This is a genomic window from Nocardioides sp., from assembly GCF_030149505.1.
Taxonomy (GTDB): Bacteria; Actinomycetota; Actinomycetes; order Propionibacteriales; family Nocardioidaceae; genus Nocardioides.
This window is the reverse complement of sequence record NZ_JASBRN010000063.1, coordinates 1-15,470: the sequence shown is the minus strand read 5'-3', so window position 1 is coordinate 15,470 and position 15,470 is coordinate 1. Positions and strand designations below refer to the sequence as shown.

At 74.6% G+C, this 15,470-nt stretch carries 14 protein-coding genes; 11 read left to right on the top strand and 3 right to left on the bottom strand.

What is annotated here, in order from left to right; all coding sequences use genetic code 11:
* Positions 1–207: 207 nt before the first annotated feature.
* From Q1V71_RS13725 to Q1V71_RS13695, 7 genes are all read left to right on the top strand, one after another.
* Entirely contained in the window at positions 208–1,011 is an 804-nt protein-coding gene (locus Q1V71_RS13725; RefSeq protein ID WP_300644433.1) for a glycosyltransferase family 2 protein, read from the top strand.
* The gene (locus tag Q1V71_RS13720; RefSeq protein ID WP_300644432.1) at positions 1,008–2,207 is read left to right on the top strand and encodes a glycosyltransferase family 4 protein; all 1,200 of its coding nucleotides are present in this window, start codon (positions 1,008–1,010) and stop codon (positions 2,205–2,207) included. Before Q1V71_RS13725 ends, Q1V71_RS13720 begins: the two co-directional genes overlap by 4 nt.
* Entirely contained in the window at positions 2,204–4,546 is a 2,343-nt protein-coding gene (locus tag Q1V71_RS13715; RefSeq protein WP_300644429.1) for a hypothetical protein, read from the top strand. Before Q1V71_RS13720 ends, Q1V71_RS13715 begins: the two co-directional genes overlap by 4 nt.
* The gene (locus tag Q1V71_RS13710) at positions 4,543–7,188 is read left to right on the top strand and encodes a hypothetical protein (RefSeq protein ID WP_300644427.1); all 2,646 of its coding nucleotides are present in this window, start codon (positions 4,543–4,545) and stop codon (positions 7,186–7,188) included. Before Q1V71_RS13715 ends, Q1V71_RS13710 begins: the two co-directional genes overlap by 4 nt.
* A gap of 289 nt (positions 7,189–7,477) precedes the next feature.
* Positions 7,478–8,260, top strand: coding sequence for a polysaccharide deacetylase family protein (locus tag Q1V71_RS13705; protein ID WP_300644425.1), 783 nt, complete (start codon positions 7,478–7,480; stop codon positions 8,258–8,260).
* Complete coding sequence (locus Q1V71_RS13700) at positions 8,257–9,279, top strand: glycosyltransferase family 2 protein (protein WP_300644424.1); 1,023 nt, start codon at positions 8,257–8,259, stop codon at positions 9,277–9,279. The genes Q1V71_RS13705 and Q1V71_RS13700 overlap by 4 nt, the downstream gene beginning before the upstream one ends.
* Complete coding sequence (locus Q1V71_RS13695) at positions 9,276–10,514, top strand: glycosyltransferase family 4 protein (protein ID WP_300644422.1); 1,239 nt, start codon at positions 9,276–9,278, stop codon at positions 10,512–10,514. The genes Q1V71_RS13700 and Q1V71_RS13695 overlap by 4 nt, the downstream gene beginning before the upstream one ends.
* On the opposite strand, the gene Q1V71_RS13690 is transcribed toward Q1V71_RS13695, so the two are convergent.
* From Q1V71_RS13690 to Q1V71_RS13680, 3 genes are read right to left on the bottom strand one after another with little or no spacing between them, the layout of a single operon-like run.
* A complete protein-coding gene (locus Q1V71_RS13690) occupies positions 10,463–11,389 on the bottom strand; it encodes a COX15/CtaA family protein (protein ID WP_300644420.1) in 927 nt (308 codons plus the stop codon). The two genes, Q1V71_RS13695 and Q1V71_RS13690, sit on opposite strands and share 52 nt — an antisense overlap.
* A gap of 5 nt (positions 11,390–11,394) precedes the next feature.
* Positions 11,395–12,168, bottom strand: a complete 774-nt coding sequence (locus tag Q1V71_RS13685; RefSeq protein ID WP_300644419.1) for an ABC transporter permease — start codon at positions 12,166–12,168, stop codon at positions 11,395–11,397.
* Positions 12,165–13,148, bottom strand: a complete 984-nt coding sequence (locus Q1V71_RS13680) for an ABC transporter ATP-binding protein (RefSeq protein ID WP_367280151.1) — start codon at positions 13,146–13,148, stop codon at positions 12,165–12,167. The genes Q1V71_RS13685 and Q1V71_RS13680 overlap by 4 nt, the downstream gene beginning before the upstream one ends.
* 58 nt (positions 13,149–13,206) lie before the next feature.
* On the opposite strand from Q1V71_RS13680, the gene Q1V71_RS13675 reads away from it, so the two are divergent.
* From Q1V71_RS13675 to sufB, 4 genes are all read left to right on the top strand, one after another.
* Entirely contained in the window at positions 13,207–13,575 is a 369-nt protein-coding gene (locus tag Q1V71_RS13675; RefSeq protein WP_300644418.1) for a hypothetical protein, read from the top strand.
* Positions 13,568–13,999 carry a hypothetical protein gene (locus Q1V71_RS13670; RefSeq protein ID WP_300644416.1) on the top strand — a complete coding sequence of 144 codons (432 nt, stop codon included), beginning with the start codon at positions 13,568–13,570 and terminating at the stop codon, positions 13,997–13,999. The genes Q1V71_RS13675 and Q1V71_RS13670 overlap by 8 nt, the downstream gene beginning before the upstream one ends.
* 32 nt (positions 14,000–14,031) lie before the next feature.
* Positions 14,032–14,712, top strand: coding sequence for a metalloregulator ArsR/SmtB family transcription factor (locus Q1V71_RS13665; protein ID WP_300644414.1), 681 nt, complete (start codon positions 14,032–14,034; stop codon positions 14,710–14,712).
* The coding region (gene sufB / locus Q1V71_RS13660; RefSeq protein ID WP_300644413.1) for a Fe-S cluster assembly protein SufB at positions 14,709–15,470 on the top strand (762 nt) is incomplete at its 3' end. The genes Q1V71_RS13665 and sufB, both read left to right, overlap by 4 nt.

The window sequence follows — 15,470 nt, the reverse complement described above, 5'->3', positions numbered from 1 at the left end:
GGTGACTAACTCTTCACCTCCACGAGGGTGTGGAGTGACGACCGGTGGGTAGTGGGAGACGGTCAGGGCGACCGATCGTCGCCGGCGCAGTACCAGGCGGGCCAACGGGTCCGTCTTCCATGGGGGGTCATGAAAGGCATGCAGCACCAGTCAGACGAGCGCGCCTGCGCTTAGCACACCCAGCGTCCGGACCGTCCTCGCATCAGCGTGGTCGTGCCGACGCTCAACGAAGCACGCAACCTCGAGGTCGTGCTGCCCGAGCTCGTCGAGGCCGTGCCGGACCTGCACGAGGTGATCGTCGTCGACGGTGGCTCCGTCGACGGCACGCTGGAGACGGCACGCCGTCTCCTCCCGGACGCGGTGACGTGCACGCAGGTGCGCCGGGGCAAGGGCAACGCCCTGGCCACCGGCTTCGCCCGCGTCACCGGCGACGTCGTGGTCATGTTCGACGCCGACGGCAGCGCCGACCCGGCTGAGATCCCGGCCTTCGTCGCCGCGCTCACGGCCGGCGCCGACTTCGCCAAGGGCAGCCGCTTCACCGCTGGCGGCGGCAGCGCCGACATCACCGCGGTCCGGCGCGCGGGCAACGAGTTCCTCAACACCGTGATGAACCGTGGTTTCGGGACCCGGTTCAGCGACCTCTGCTACGGCTACAACGCGTTCTGGGCCGACCAGCTCCCGGTGCTCGACCTGCCGGAGCACGAGAAGCCCGGTCCCGCGGACGGGACGATGCTGTGGGGTGACGGCTTCGAGATCGAGACCGTCATCAACTGCCGCTTCGCCGCCGCCGGGGTGAAGATCACCGAGGTGCCGAGCGTCGAGCGGCTGCGCATCTTCGGCAGCAGCAACCTGCACGCCGTCAAGGACGGGGTGCGGGTGCTGCGCACGATCCGCACCGAGCGATCGCGAGCGCGTCGCTCCGGGCACCTGGGCCGCCTGAGCCGCACGGTCCTGTCCGGCCAGGCCGCTCGCCGCGGCGGCTCCGCCGACCTGTCGCGACTCGCCTCGTGAGCGCCCCGACCCGTGCACGCGGGTCGGGCCGGACACCATCCACCCCGCAGGGCAGCGCCCCCGGCCGGGTGACGATGGTGACCGCCCGCTGCCAGCCCGAGATCGGCGGCATCGAGTCGCACGTCGCCGAGGTGGCTGCCCGCCTGGCCCGGCGCGGCTGGGACGTCGAGGTCCTCACCACCGACCGCTCCGGCGAGCTCGCGCGCACCGAGCGCGTCGCGGGCTACGTCGTACGACGCTTCCGCGCGTTCCCCGCCCGGCGTGACTGGTACCTCGCACCCGGGATCTTCTGGTCCCTGCTGCGCCACCGGCGCGACCTCGTGCACGTGCAGGGCGTCCACACGCTGGTGCCCGTCGTCGCGATGCTCGCCTGCCTGCTGCGCCGCACGCCGTTCGTCCTGACCTTCCACACCGGTGGCTCCTCGAGCAGCTTCCGGCACCGGGCCCGCGGCACCCAGTTCCGGCTCCTCGCGCCGATGCTGCGGCGCGCACGGGTCCTGGTGGGGGTCTCGGACCACGAGCGCCTGCTCTTCGACGAGGTGCTGGGCGAGCCCGGCCGCGTGCAGCTGGTCCGCAACGGCGGCACCCTCCCCGTGGTGGCCGTCCCGGACAGCGACGAGGCCGCCGCACAGGAGCCGGTGGTGGTGAGCATCGGCCGGCTGGAGCGGTACAAGGGCCACCACCGGGTCCTCGAGGCGCTGCCGCACCTGCTTCCGCACCACCCGGGCGTCCGGGTGGAGATCCTCGGCAGCGGACCCTACGAGCAGGAGCTGCTCGCACTGGCCGAGCGGCTCGGTGTCGCGGACCGCGTCGAGATCCACTTCGTGCCCCCTCCGGACCGGGCCGCGATGGCCCGTCGTCTCTCCCGGGCGGCCGTCGTCACCCTGGTCAGCGACTACGAGGCGCACCCCGTGGCGGTGATGGAGGCGCTGAGCCTCGGTCGCCCCGTGGTGGTCGCCCGCACCTCCGGCCTCACCGAGCTGGTCGAGCGTGGCTGGGCCGTCGGTGTCGAGGCGGATGCCGCCCCGCGGGTCGTCGCCGAGGCGTTGCTCGCCCAGCTCGAGGACCCGGTGGGTCCCGACCCCTCCGAGCTCCCCACCTGGGAGACGTGCGTGGACGGGCTCGAGGAGGTCTACGCCGAGACACTGCCGTCGCCGCGCGCGCGGGCGGTCCTGGACGTCCGGGAACCGGCGTGACGTCCTCCGCGGTGGAGCCGGCCGACCGGCCGGCCCACCCCCCGGCCGACCCGACGCCCGACAGCACCGACAGCGGGCACACCGATCACCGGCTCGCCATGAGCTGCCTGGTGGCGGCCCTGGCCCTGGTCGGCCACGCCACGGCGTACGCCCTCGGGTGGGCGGGGTGGACCGGCCCCGCCCTGGTCCTCTGGTACGCCGCGCTCGTGGCCCTGGTGGTGCCGTTCGCGCTGCTGCTGACCTCGGCCGGCACCAGCCCGCGCGACCGCCTCCTCGGCTCCGTGGCGTACGGCGTGGCGCTGCACCTGTCCTTCCTGCTCACGAGCCCGGTCCTCTCGACCCGCTTCGACGAGACCCTGCACGTGACGACGCTGCTGCAGCTGCTCGACGGCAGCATCTTCGGCGAGCACAGCATGCTGCCCGTGAGCCCGCACTACCCGGGCCTGGAGCTGGTCAGCGTGGCGATCGTGTGGCTGACCGGCGTCCCACCCGTCGTCGCCCAGCTGGCGACCGTGCTGCTGGCCCGGGTCGTGCTCCTGCTTGCGCTCTTCGCCCTGGGCACGCGGCTCGGCCGCTCGACCCGCGTCGGCGCGGTCGTGGTGCTCCTCTACTCCGGCAGCACCCACTTCTACTTCTTCAACGCCATGTTCAGCTACCAGACGGTGGCCGTGGCGATGCTGGTGGCGACGGTCGTGCTGCTGCTGCAGGCCTCCGACACCACCGGCCGGCGGACCTGGCTGCTGCTCGGGGCCGCCCAGGCCACGCTGGCCGCCCTGACGATCACCCACCACCTCACCAGCTGGCTCACGCTCGCCGCCCTGTGGGCGGTCGCCGCGCTGCTCGCCCTCGGTCAGGAGCGCCGCCGCGCCCGCCTGGTGCTGTGGACCGCCGAGGCCGGCACCGCGGTCGCCGCCCTCTGGACGACCGTCGTGGCGCCGCTCCTCGTCCGCTACCTCGGACCGCTGGCCGACACCGCCGGCTCCGAGCTGGCCCGCCTCGTCACCCTCGACGCCACGGGGTCGCGCGCCGTCCTGGAGTCCGGCGGCAACGCGACCCCGCTGTGGCAGGTCGCGGTGATGGCCGCCTCGATCCTGCTGTGGTGCGCGCTGCTGGTGCCCGCCCTGCTGGCCACCGTGCGTGGCCGCACGGTGGTGCGCTCGCGCGCCCACCTCGTGCTGGCCGGCCTCGCGGCGGCGTACCCCCTGCTGCACCTGGTGCGCTTCTTCCCCACCGCCGCCGAGATGGCCGACCGCGCGTCGAGCTTCGTCACGATGGCCGCTGCCCTGGTGGTGGCGGTGTGGCTGGTGCCGCGCCTGGACCGGGCCCGACGGCTCGTCGCGCCCGGCACGGTGCTCCTCGTCCTCGGTGGTGTGCTGCTCGGCGGCGGCCAGGACTGGCAGCGAGTGCCCGGCCCCTACCTCCCCGGCGCGGAGCAGCGCTCGGTCGACGCCACGACGGTCGCGTTCGGCCGGTGGGCCGGCCGCTACCTGCCCGAGGGCTCGCGGATCGCCTCGGACGTCACCCTCAACCGGGTCCTGCCGAACTTCGCGCCCGTCGAGCCCGTCACCTCCCAGACGGGGTCGGACAACCTGACCCCGGTGTTCCTCGCGCCGACCGTCGACGACGCGGTCGTCGAGGCCCTGCAGGACAACCAGGTCGACTTCGTGGTGGTCGACACGCGCACCATCGGGCAGACCGCGCTGTCGAGCAGCTACTACGAGGCCGGCGCGGCCTTCGGCGAGGGCGCGGTCACGCCGACCCGCCAGATGCTGCTCAAGTTCGACGGCGCGCCCGGCTTCGAGCGGGTCCTCGACGGCGACATCGTCGTGTGGGACGTCCGTTCCCTGCGTGGCGAGGCCTCGGAGTTCGCCGAGCGACCGGACCCCGGCATGCCGGGCACCTGGCACCCCTGGCAGGTCGGGCTCACCGCGGCCGCCGGGCTGCTGCTCCTGCTGCGGCGCCGCCACCTGGTGGCCCCCGTGCGCGACGCCGCCGGGGGCCGGATGTGGGTCTGGGCCCTCGCGCTACCCGCCCTGATGGCCACCGGCGCGCTCGCCGTGGGCTTGGACGTCCTGCCCCGCGCGGGTGCGACGTTGCTGGTCTGCCTGGTGCTGGCCGCGCTCGTGGTCGTGCCCGACCATCGCGCCCCGGATCGCGGACGCGTCGGGGCCGTCACGGTCGCGCTCCGCGCGGCGACCACCGCCCTGGTCGCGCTGGCCGCCGTCGTGGCCGTCCGCTCGTCCTGGGAAGCGCTGGTCGTCGAGGAGCTCCCGTCACCGCCGAGCGTGCGGACCGAGCCGCTCAGCGAGGGCGGCGCGAGCGACGGGGGTCGCCCGTGAGCACCCGGGACCGGGGTGTGCTCGCCCCCTTCCGCAGCCTGCTGGGGGCGCAGGCGCTCGGCACCGTCCTCGGCCTGCTGTTCTGGGTCCTGGTCGCCCGCGCCGTCGCCGCGCCCGAGGTCGGTGTGGCCGCCGCGGCCATCACGACCCAGACCCTGCTCGGCCTGCTGGTCTCCCTCGGTCTCGGCACCCACCTGGTCGCCGAGCTCCCCGCACACCCGGTCGCTCGCCAGCACCAGCTGCTGCGCCGCTCGCTGCTGGCGGTCGCGGTGGTCGGGGCCGGCGCCGGTCTGCTGCTGGTGCTCGCCGCCGGCCCGCTCGGGCTGCTGGGGGAGAGCCTCGCGGCAGCGGTGGCCGGGCCGCTGGACGCCACCTCGATGGTGCTCGGTGTCGTCGGCGCCGGGTGGGCGCTCGTGGTCGACGAGGCCACCCTCGGACTGCGACGCTCGTCGCTGCAGGTGTGGCGCAACCTGTGCGCCTCCGGCCTGCGCTTCCCGCTCGTCGCGGGGCTCCTGCTCCTCGGCCCCGGGGGTCCCGCCGACTCGACGGTCCTCCAGCTGGCCTGGGTCGCACCCCTGCTGCTCTCCGTGGCCCTGCTCGTGCTGGTCGTGCACCGTGGCACCGAGCCGGGGGAGCAGGTGTCAGCCACCGGCCCCACCCTCGCCGAGGACGTACGCCGGGCCGCGCGACCGGCCCTGGACCACCAGGGCCTGAACCTGGCCGTCGCCGCGGCCACGCAGGTGGTCCCGGTGGTCGCGGCCGTCGCGCTCGCACCGGTCGACAACGCCGCCTTCACGATCGCCTGGCGGGTCGCCACCGTGGCCTTCCTGCCGCCGTACCTCGTGGCCGTGGCGTTGTACGCCCACGGCGCGAGCCTCGACGCGGACACCTTCCGCGGCACGATGGGGCGCACGCTCCCCGCAGCCCTGGTGCTCAGCCTCGGCCTCTGCGTGGGCGCGGTTGCCCTGGGCCGCCCCGGGCTCCTCGTCTTCGGCCAGCAGTACGCCGAAGCCTCCTACCTCCTGCTCTGCCTGCTCGTCCCGGCCGGGACCTGGATGGTCGTCAAGGACCACCTCGTGGCCTGGTGGCGGGCGCAGCGGGAGTTCCGGCTGGCGACCCGCGTGGCCGCAGCCTCCGTGCTGCTCGAGGTCGGCGCCGCCGGCCTGGGCGCCACCGTCGGCGGCGCACGGGGCCTGGCCCTCGGCTGGCTGGGCGGCATGGCCCTCAGCGCGCTGCTCGGGTGGCGCTGGTGGAGCCGGCCCCTGGTCGGCCTGCCGTGGTCCCTCACCCTGCGGGACCGCACACACGCCGGGTCGCACCCACCCGGTCCCGCCCCCGATCCCACTCTCGGCCCCACGACCTCGAGCCCCAGGACGACACCGATGCCCACCCCCACCTCCACCCTCGACCGCCGGGCCGACCACCGGGCCGACCGCCGAGACGACCGCCGGGACGACCGGGGCGCCCTGCGCCCCGTGGCAGCCGGCCTCCTCGCCGTCGTCGGCGTCGCTGTGCTCGGCACCGCGCTGGTCGCCGGTCTCGGCAGCCTGGGCACCGCCCCCGGCGACCGCGGCGACGACGACGCCGCGAGCACGGTCGCCGCCGAGGTCGCGGAGTGCGACGTCGAGCGACGCCGGGACCTGCTGGTCGACCTGGGAGTTCAGGTCGCCACCGGTGACCCCGCGCAGCCCCTGCGCAGCACCCGCGAGGTCCGACGCCTCGTCGCCCGAGCCGCCGACGCGGGCGCGAGCGTCGTCTCCACCGACGTCGGCTGGCCCGACGTGCAGCCGAGCCGCGGCACGCCGCCGCGCTGGGACGGCCTGGACCGCTTGCTGCAGGCCGCCGCGGCCCGGGACCTGCGGATCCGCGTCCAGCTCACCGGCATGCCCTCCTGGGCCCTCGACGACCCGGCAGCCTCCCCGGAGGCCGCGCGCTGGCAGCCGCCCCGCAGTCCCGCAGAGCTGCGCCGGTGGCAGGGGTTCGTGCGGTCCGCGCTGCAGCACCTCGACGGCCGCGCCGACTTCGTCGAGATCTGGAACGAGCCCGACAACCCGACGTACTGGACGACCGGGGTCGACCCGGCCGCCTTCGCCCGCCTGCTGGAGGCCACTGCGCCGGTGGCGCGTCGCTGGGCACCCGACGCGCGACTGGTCACCGGTGGCCTGGCCGACAACGACATCGGCTACCTCGAGGCGCTCTACGCTGCCCTGGCCCCGGGGGAGCGGCCCTTCGACCTGGTCGGGGTGCACCCCTTCGCCGGCTCCCGGCCGCCCGCCTCGCAGGACCCCGAGGCCCGCTACGAGAGCGAACTCGGCACCGTCGACCTCACCTACACCGGCTACCGCGACCTGCACGACGTGATGACCGCCAACGGCGACGGCGACCTGGGGCTGTACCTCGGCGAGTTCGGCTACAGCACCGCCGCGCAGGACGGGTACGACGCCGTCCCCGACGACCTGAGGGCGCGCTACCTCCCACAGGCCCTCGACCTGGCCGCCTGCGACCGGTTCGTGGCCGGGATCGGGTGGTACTACCTGCACCCGACCCGCTGGGACGACCCGGCCTGGACCCTGCTGGACGAGCGCCTGCGCCCCTCCCTCACCTACGACGCGCTCGTCGCCTGGACGCAGGGGCGCGTGTGAAGGCGCACGACGGCGGTCCGGAGTTGGTAGCGTGCGCCCGTCGGTCCCGGGGGGTGGCCGGCAGGTCCCTGTCCTGCCACCAGGAGGTCACCGCCCGTGCCGCACGTGCCCTTGCCGAGCCTCTCGGTCTGCCGTTGCGGGCACCGTCGCGACGCTCACCAGCACTACCGGCCCGGCAGCGACTGCGGCCTGTGCGCCTGCACCCGGTTCCGGGCGCGCCTGTTCGGGCGGTCGTCCGGTGACGGCGAGCCCAGCGGGGACCGCCCGCACTCCTGACGCGTCGGCCGCGGTGCGTCCGCTGCCGGTGCTGATGTACCACTCCGTCGGCGGTGCCGTGCCGGCCCGGTTGCGCGAGCTCTCGGTGCCTGCCGACCGGCTCGACGAGCAGCTCGGTGCCCTCGCCGACGCGGGCTACGCCCTGCTCGGGTTGACCGAGGCACTGGCCCGGCACGCCCGGGGCGACCGGGTCGTCGCGCTGACCTTCGACGACGGCTACACCGACTTCGTCCACGCCGGTCTGGAGGTGCTCGCGCGCCACGACGCCCGCAGCACCCTCTACGTCCCCACCCGCCACCTCGGCGGGCACGCCACCTGGCTGCCCGACGGCGGCCACCTGGCGATCCTCGACGGCGAGGCGGTCCGGGAGGTCGCCGACCGCGGCCACGAGATCGGCAGCCACGGAGCGGTGCACGTCCCCCTCGACGTCCTCCCCGGCGCCCTGGCTGCGGCCCAGCTCCGGGAGAGCCGGCAGGTGCTCGAGGACGTGGCGGCACGTCGCGTGGAGTCCTTCTGCTACCCGCACGGCTACCACTCCCGCCGGCTGCGCGAGCAGGTGCGGCGGGCGGGCTACACCAACGCGTGCGCCATCGGGCACCGCACCAGCCCGCCCGGCGAGGACCCGTGGGCCGTGTCCCGGCTGCTCGTCGGACCCGACCACGACGGGCCGGCCGTGCTGCGGCTGGTCCAGGAGGGCGGCCCCCGCGGGGCGGTCCCCGCCCTCAAGCGCCTGGCCGGCCCGGCCTGGCGCGCCACCCGCCGTACGGCGCTCGCGACCGGGAGGACCTGGACATGACCGACACCACCGACCCCGCCTCCCTGCCTGCCCACGACCCGGTCCCGGCCGCGACGCAGGAGCCCGCCCCGGACCCGCGGCCCGTGGCCAGCATCGGCGTGCTGGTCTGCACCCACGCCCCCGAGCGCCTCGACCAGGTCGCCCGCGCCGTGGCGTCCCTGGACACCCAGACCCGGGTGCCCGACGAGGTCCTGGTGATGGTGGACGGCACCGATCAGCTGGCCAGGCTCGTCCGCGCGGCCCTCCCGCCGGTCCTGCCGCGCACCGGGCTCACCGTGCGGGTCACCGCCGTGGGCCGCAACCGCGGTGTCTCGGTGGCGCGCACGCTCGGCGCGGAGCAGATGAGCACCGACGTCGTCGCCTTCCTCGACGACGACGCCGAGGCGGAGCCGGGCTGGCTGGCCGCCCTCGCCGTCCCGTTGGACGACCCCCGGGTCATCGGCAGCTCGGGGTGGTCGGAGCCCGCGTGGATCGGCCGGCGACCCGCGTGGCTGCCCGACGAGTTCCTGTGGACGGTCGGCTGCTCCTACGCCGGCATGCCGACCGAACCTGCCCGGGTCCGCAACGTCTACGGCGGGTGCGCGGCCGTGCGCCGCCAGCTCTTCCTCGACCTGGGCGGGTACGACGCCGACCTGGGCCATGGCGCCGGTCGCAGCGGCGGCGGGGAGGAGGCCGACTTCGGTCTCCGGGCCGCGGCAGCGACCGGCGGGGAGTTCGCGTTCGAGCCCTCGGCCGTCATCCGCCACCGCGTGCCCGCGGCCCGGCTGACCTGGCGCTACTACCTCGAGCGCTGCCGCAGCGAGGGCGAGCTGAAGGCGCACATGGCCGCCGCGGCCGCGCCCGGCTCGCTCGGCCCCGAGGTCGGCTTCGCCCGGGCCCTGCCCGGTGCGGCGGTGCGCGCCCTGCTGCGCCCCGGCCACCGCGCGGAGGCCCTGGGACTGGTGCTGGGGGCGCTGGCCGTGATCCTCGGCCTGGTCACCGGGTCGGTCCAGGCCCGGCGGCAGAGGAGACGGGCGTGAGGGTCCTGCTGCTGGCGCAGTTCTACCCCCCGGTCATCGGCGGGGAGGAGCGCCACGTCCGCAACCTGGCCGTGGCGCTGGCCGCGCGCGGCCTCGACGTGCACGTCGCGACCCTCGACACCGACCGGGGGACCCCGCAGCAGGACCCGGGCGTGACCGTCCACGTCCTGGAGCACGTCGGGTCGCGGGTCCCGGGCCTCTACCCGACGGCCGACCGGCCCCTGGCCCTGCCGGTCCCGGACCCGCTGACCACCCGCGAGCTCTCCCGCTTGGTGCGCGAGGTCCGGCCCGACGTGGTGCACGCCCACAACTGGATCGTCAGCTCGTGGACCGCGCTGCCCTCGGCGTACCGCATCCCGCTCGTGCTCTCCCTGCACGACTACGGCCACGTGTGTGCCACCAAGCGGCTCATGCGCGACACCCACCCGTGCGAGGGCCCGAGCCCGCGCCGCTGCCTGCCGTGCGCGGGGGAGCACTACGGCCCCGGCCGCGGCCAGGTGGTGTACGCCGCCGTGCGCGCCGGGCTGCCGTGGCGCCGCCGCGCGGCCGACCTGTTCACCCCGGTCAGCTCCTACGTCGCCCGGGCCAACGGGCTGGACACCGACGGATCGCCCTTCGAGGTCGTCCCCAACTTCGTGCCCGACGAGCTGCTCGTGCGGGACCGGTCACCCCGGGACCCCGACCTCCCGGACGCCCCCTACCTCTTCTTCGCCGGCGACCTCTCGGAGCAGAAGGGCATCGGCACGCTCCTGCGCGCCTGGGAGCGGCTGCCCGTGGGCCGCCCGGAGCTGGTGCTGGTCGGGCGTCCCTCGATGCCGCTCGACGACCTGCCCGCGGGTGTCTCCGTGCACCACCACTGGGAGCACGAACGCGTGGTCAGCGGCTTCCAGCACGCGCTCGCCGCGGCCCTGCCGAGCCAGTGGCCCGACCCGTGCCCCACGACCGTGCTGGAGGCGATGGCCCTCGGGACGCCCCTGGTGACCACCCACCTCGGCGGGATCGCCGACATGGTCACCCACGAGCGCTCGGCGCTCGTCGTGCCACCCGGGGACGTGCCCGCCACGACCGCAGCGCTGCGGCGCCTGGTCGAGGACGACGTGCTGCGGGCCCGGCTGTCGGCGGGCGGTCGGGAGGACGTGCGGCCGTTCCTGCAGGGCCGGGTGGCCGAGCAGCTCGAGGGCGCCTACCGCAGGCTGGCGGCGAGCGCGGGCTCGGCGGCGGCCGCCGGGGGCTGAGCCGGCTGCGGGTGGCGCACCCGCAGCAGCACCCAGGTCGTGGAGGCGGCCAGCACGCCGGCACCCAGCAGGTGCACGCCGACCAGCAGCTCGGGCAGACCGGTGAAGTACTGCACGAAGCCGACCAGCCCCTGCGCCAGCTGGAGGCCCAGCAGCAGCCAGGTCGCCCGGACGGCGGCGCGGTCGGCGCGGGTCGCGTGCAGGGCCGCACCCAGACCGATGGTCATGCCGATGTAGAGGAAGACGGAGTCGGCGTGCAGCTGGCTCCACTGCACGGGGTCCAGGCCGTTGCGCGCGACGTCGGCGTCGCCGGCGTGCGGGCCGGAGCCGGTCACGATCGTGCCGAGGTAGAGCACGACGTAGCCGACCGCGAAGACCCCCCAGGCCAGCGTCACCAGCGGGCCCCGGGCGGCCGGCACCGGCCGGTCGAGCTGCTGGAGGAAGCGCACCGACAGGGAGACCAGCACCATCGAGAGCATCAGGTGCAGCGCCACCGCCCAGGGGTTGAGGTCGACCAGCACCGTGAGGCCGCCGATGACCGCCTGGAGCGGGATGCCCAGGGCCAGGACGAAGGCCAGCCGACGCAGCTCGCGCCGTCCGGTGCGCCACGCGGCGAGGAAGGTCAGGACGGCGATCGCGACCAGCACGAAGGTCAGCAGCCGGTTGCCGAACTCGATGACGCCGTGCAGGCCGAGCTCGCCGTGCGGGGTGAAGCTCTCGTCGGTGCACCGCGGCCAGGTGGGGCAGCCCAGGCCGGAGCCGGTCAGCCGCACGGCGCCACCCGTGACCACGATCAGGATGTTGGCGACCAGGCTCGCCCAACCGGCCCACCGGGCCTGGCGCAGCCGGGTGTCCTGCAGGGTCTCGAGCGTCATGGGCGTCACTCCCACTGGAAGGTCCGGGCAGTCAGGACGGTACCCACCAGGGCCCAGGCACCGAGAGCCACCAGCGACGTGACCTGCACCGCACCGTCGACCAGGGCGGCGCGCATGCCCTCGCCCAGCGCCCCGGAGGGCAGCCACTGCGCGACCTCGCCGAACCCGCCGTACGCCGAGGCCGGCAGGACCACGGCACCGCCGGCCATGAGCAGCAGGTAGACCAGGTTGGCGGCGGCGAGCGTGGCCTCGGCCCGCAGCGTGCCGGCGACCAGCAGCCCGATCGCCGCGAAGGCTGCCGTGCCCAGGACGCCCACCAGCAACGCGCCCAGCACGGAGGCACCGGAGACGACCGGGTCCCAGCCCAGCGCGAGCGCCGTGCCACCGAGGACGAGGAGCTGGAGCAGCTCGACCAGCAGCAGCGCCAGCACCTTGCCGGCCAGCAGGCCGGAGCGGGGCAGCGGCGAGCTGCCGAGCCACTTGATCACGCCGTAGCGCCGCTCGAAGCCCGTGGCGATCGCGAGGGAGGTGAAGGCGGTGGACATGACGGCGAGGGCCAGGACGCCGGGGGCGAAGGTGTCGACCGCCGAGGCGTCGAGCTCCAGGCCGACGCGCTCGGATCCGGCGACCGCACCGACCAGCACGATGACCGGGATCACCACCGCCAGCAGCAGCTGCTCGCCGTTGCGCAGCATCAGCCGCGCCTCGGTGCGGGCCTGCGCGAGGACCTGGCGGGGGAGCGAGGCGGCGCCGGGCCGCGGGGCGAAGGTGCCGCTCACGCCAGGGCCCCGTCCCGCTGCGGGTCGGGGGAGCCCGGCTCGTCGCCCAGGCCGCGCCCGGTCAGCTCGAGGAAGACGTCCTCCAGGGTGCGGGTGCCCAGGCTCAACGACTCCGGCAGCACGCCCTGCTCCTCGCACCACCGCGAGACCCGCGCGAGCGTCGAGGCGTCCGCGGGCCCGGTGACCAGCAGGCTCAGGGCGTCGAGCACGGTGACGGTCGTGCCCGGCCCCAGCGCGGCCGTCAGTGACTGCGGCGCGTCGGGCGGGAAGGGACTGGTGACCACGAGCCGGATCGTGGAGACGGAGCCGCCGCGGGTGAGCTCGACGGGCGAGCCGGTGGCGATCAGCCGGCCGCGGTCGATGATGTGGATGGTGTCCGCGAGCCGCTCGGCCTCGTCCATGTAGTGCGTGGTCAGCACGACCGTCACACCGTCGGCGCGCAGCTCCTCGAGCAGCTCCCAGGTCGTGCGCCGCGCCTGCGGGTCCATCCCCGCGGTCGGCTCGTCGACGAAGACCAGCTCCGGGCGGCCCACCAGCGCGCAGGCCAGCCCGAGTCGCTGCTGCTGACCGCCCGAGAGCCGGCGGTACGGCGTCCGCCCGCAGTCGGCGAGGCCCAGCCGCTCCACGAGCAGCTCGTGGGGGAGCGGGTGGGCGTGCAGCGACGCGGCGTGGCGCAGCATCTCCTCGGCCCGGATGCCCGACCAGGCGCCCCCGCTCTGGAGCATCACGCCGATCCGCGGCAGCAGCGCCCGGCGGTCGGCCTGCGGGTCGAGCCCGAGCACCCGCACGGTGCCGCGCTGCGGGCGGCGGTAGCCCTCGCACGTCTCGAGGGTCGTGGTCTTGCCCGCGCCGTTGGGCCCGAGGACGGCGGTGATGCTGCCGCGGGCGACCGTGAGCGAGAGACCGTCGACGGCCCGCTTGGCGCCGTACCGCATCTCGAGCGCGTCGACGACGACGGCAGGCTCGTGGTCGTCGTGCACCCCGGCAGTCTAGGGAGCCCTCCCACAAGGGCTGTGGCCGCACTCCTACAGTGAGGCCGTGGTCGTGTGGCTGGTCGTCCCCGTGCTGGTGCTCAGCGCGCTCTGCGGCATCTGGACCGTCGTGATGGTCGTGCGCGACGAGAGCCCCCCGGGCGACCGGTTCTTCGCGCTGCTGGGCGTGCTGCTCGCGGTGCTGGTGGTCCAGCTCGTCGTGGGCCTGGTCCAGCTCTCGACGACCTCCCGCGACGTGCCGACCGCGACCTTCGTGTCGTACCTGTTCACCGTCGTCCTGGCGGTGCCCTTCGGTGCTGCGCTCGCGCTGGTGGAGCGCAGCCGCTGGGGCAACGGCGCCCTCCTGGTCGCGCTGCTCACGGTCGCGGCGATGGAGACTCGCCTCGACCAGCTCTGGCGGCTCGCCGGTGCCTGAGCCCTCCACGCCCGATGCCGGCACCGTCCGGGACCTCTCCACCGGTCCCGGCCGCATCCTCGTGGCGGCGTACGCCGTGTTCGCGGTCGCCGCGACCGGGCGCTCGCTCGTGCAGCTCGGCACCGACGCCGACCGGGCACCGCTGGCCTACTCCCTCTCGCTGCTCGCGGCGGTGCTCTACCTCGTCGCGACCGCCTGCCTGCTGAGCGGCGGTCCGACCGCCCGCCGGGTGGCGCTGGCCTCGGTCGTGGTCGAGGCCGCGGGCGTGCTCGTCGTGGGCACCCTGTCGTACGTCGCGACCGACCTGTTCCCCGACAAGACCGTCTGGTCGCACTTCGGGCAGGGCTACGGCTTCCTGCCGCTGGTGCTGCCGTTCCTGGGGCTGTGGTGGTTGCGCGAGACGGGTAAGGCCACCCTTCCTTGAACGGGCGTTTCCATTAACGGCACACTGGCGTTGTGGAATTCACCCGCGACGACCTGAGCACGCGCCAGCGTGTCGCGCGGTCGATCCTGGTGAACGGGCCCTCGACCGCCGCGACGCTGGCCGAGCAGCTCGACCTCACGCCGGCCGCCGTGCGTCGCCACCTCGACCAGCTGGTCGAGGACGGCGAGGTCGAGGCGCGCGATCCGCGACCGGGCGCGGTGCGTGGTCGTGGCCGTCCGGCGAAGCTCTTCGCCCTCACCGAGCACGGCCGCGACAGCTTCGACCAGCAGTACGACGACCTGGCCGTCCAGGCCCTGCGCTTCCTAGCCGAGACCGGCGGGGAGGACGCCCTGCGCGCCTTCGCCGACCAGCGGGTCTCCTTCATCGAGGCCCGCTTCGGTGCCGTCCTCGAGGAGCACCCCGACCTCACGCCCGCCCAGGTGCTGGCCCGCGTCTTCACCGACGAGGGGTACGCCGCCTCCGTGCGCGAGCTGCCGCTGGCCGGTGAGCAGCTGTGCCAGCAGCACTGCCCGGTCTCCCACGTCGCCCACGAGTTCCCGCAGCTGTGCGAGGCCGAGACAGCGGCGATCAGCCGGGTCCTGGGCCGCCACGTCCAGCGGCTGGCCACCATCGCCCACGGCGACGGTGTCTGCACCACCTGCATCCCTGACCTCCCCAGCAGCACCCACCGCGAGAAGGAGTCGGTCTCATGACCTCCATCGAAGAACTCAACCCGGAGCTCCAGGGCATCGGCCGCTACGAGTTCGGCTGGGCCGACCCGGACGTGGCCGGCGCCGCCGCCACCCGTGGTCTCAACGAGGCCGTGGTGCGCGACATCTCGGGCAAGAAGAACGAGCCGCAGTGGATGCTCGACCTGCGCCTGAAGGGCCTGAAGCTCTTCGACCGCAAGCCCATGCCCACCTGGGGCTCGGACCTGTCGGGCATCGACTTCGACAACATCAAGTACTTCGTGCGCTCCTCGGAGAAGCAGGCCACCAGCTGGGAGGACCTGCCCGAGGACATCAAGAACACCTACGACAAGCTCGGCATCCCCGAGGCGGAGAAGCAGCGCCTGGTCGCCGGCGTCGCCGCGCAGTACGAGTCCGAGGTCGTCTACCACTCCATCCGCGAGGACCTCGAGGAGCAGGGCGTGCTGTTCCTCGACACCGACACCGCGCTGAAGGAGCACGAGGACCTCTTCAAGGAGTACTTCGGCACCGTCATCCCCGTCGGTGACAACAAGTTCTCCGCGCTCAACACCAGCGTGTGGTCGGGCGGCTCGTTCATCTACGTGCCGAAGGGCGTGCACGTCGACATCCCGCTGCAGGCCTACTTCCGGATCAACACCGAGAACATGGGCCAGTTCGAGCGGACGCTGATCATCGTCGACGAGGACGCCTACGTGCACTACGTCGAGGGCTGCACCGCGCCGATCTACTCCAGCGACTCGCTGCACTCCGCGGTCGTCGAG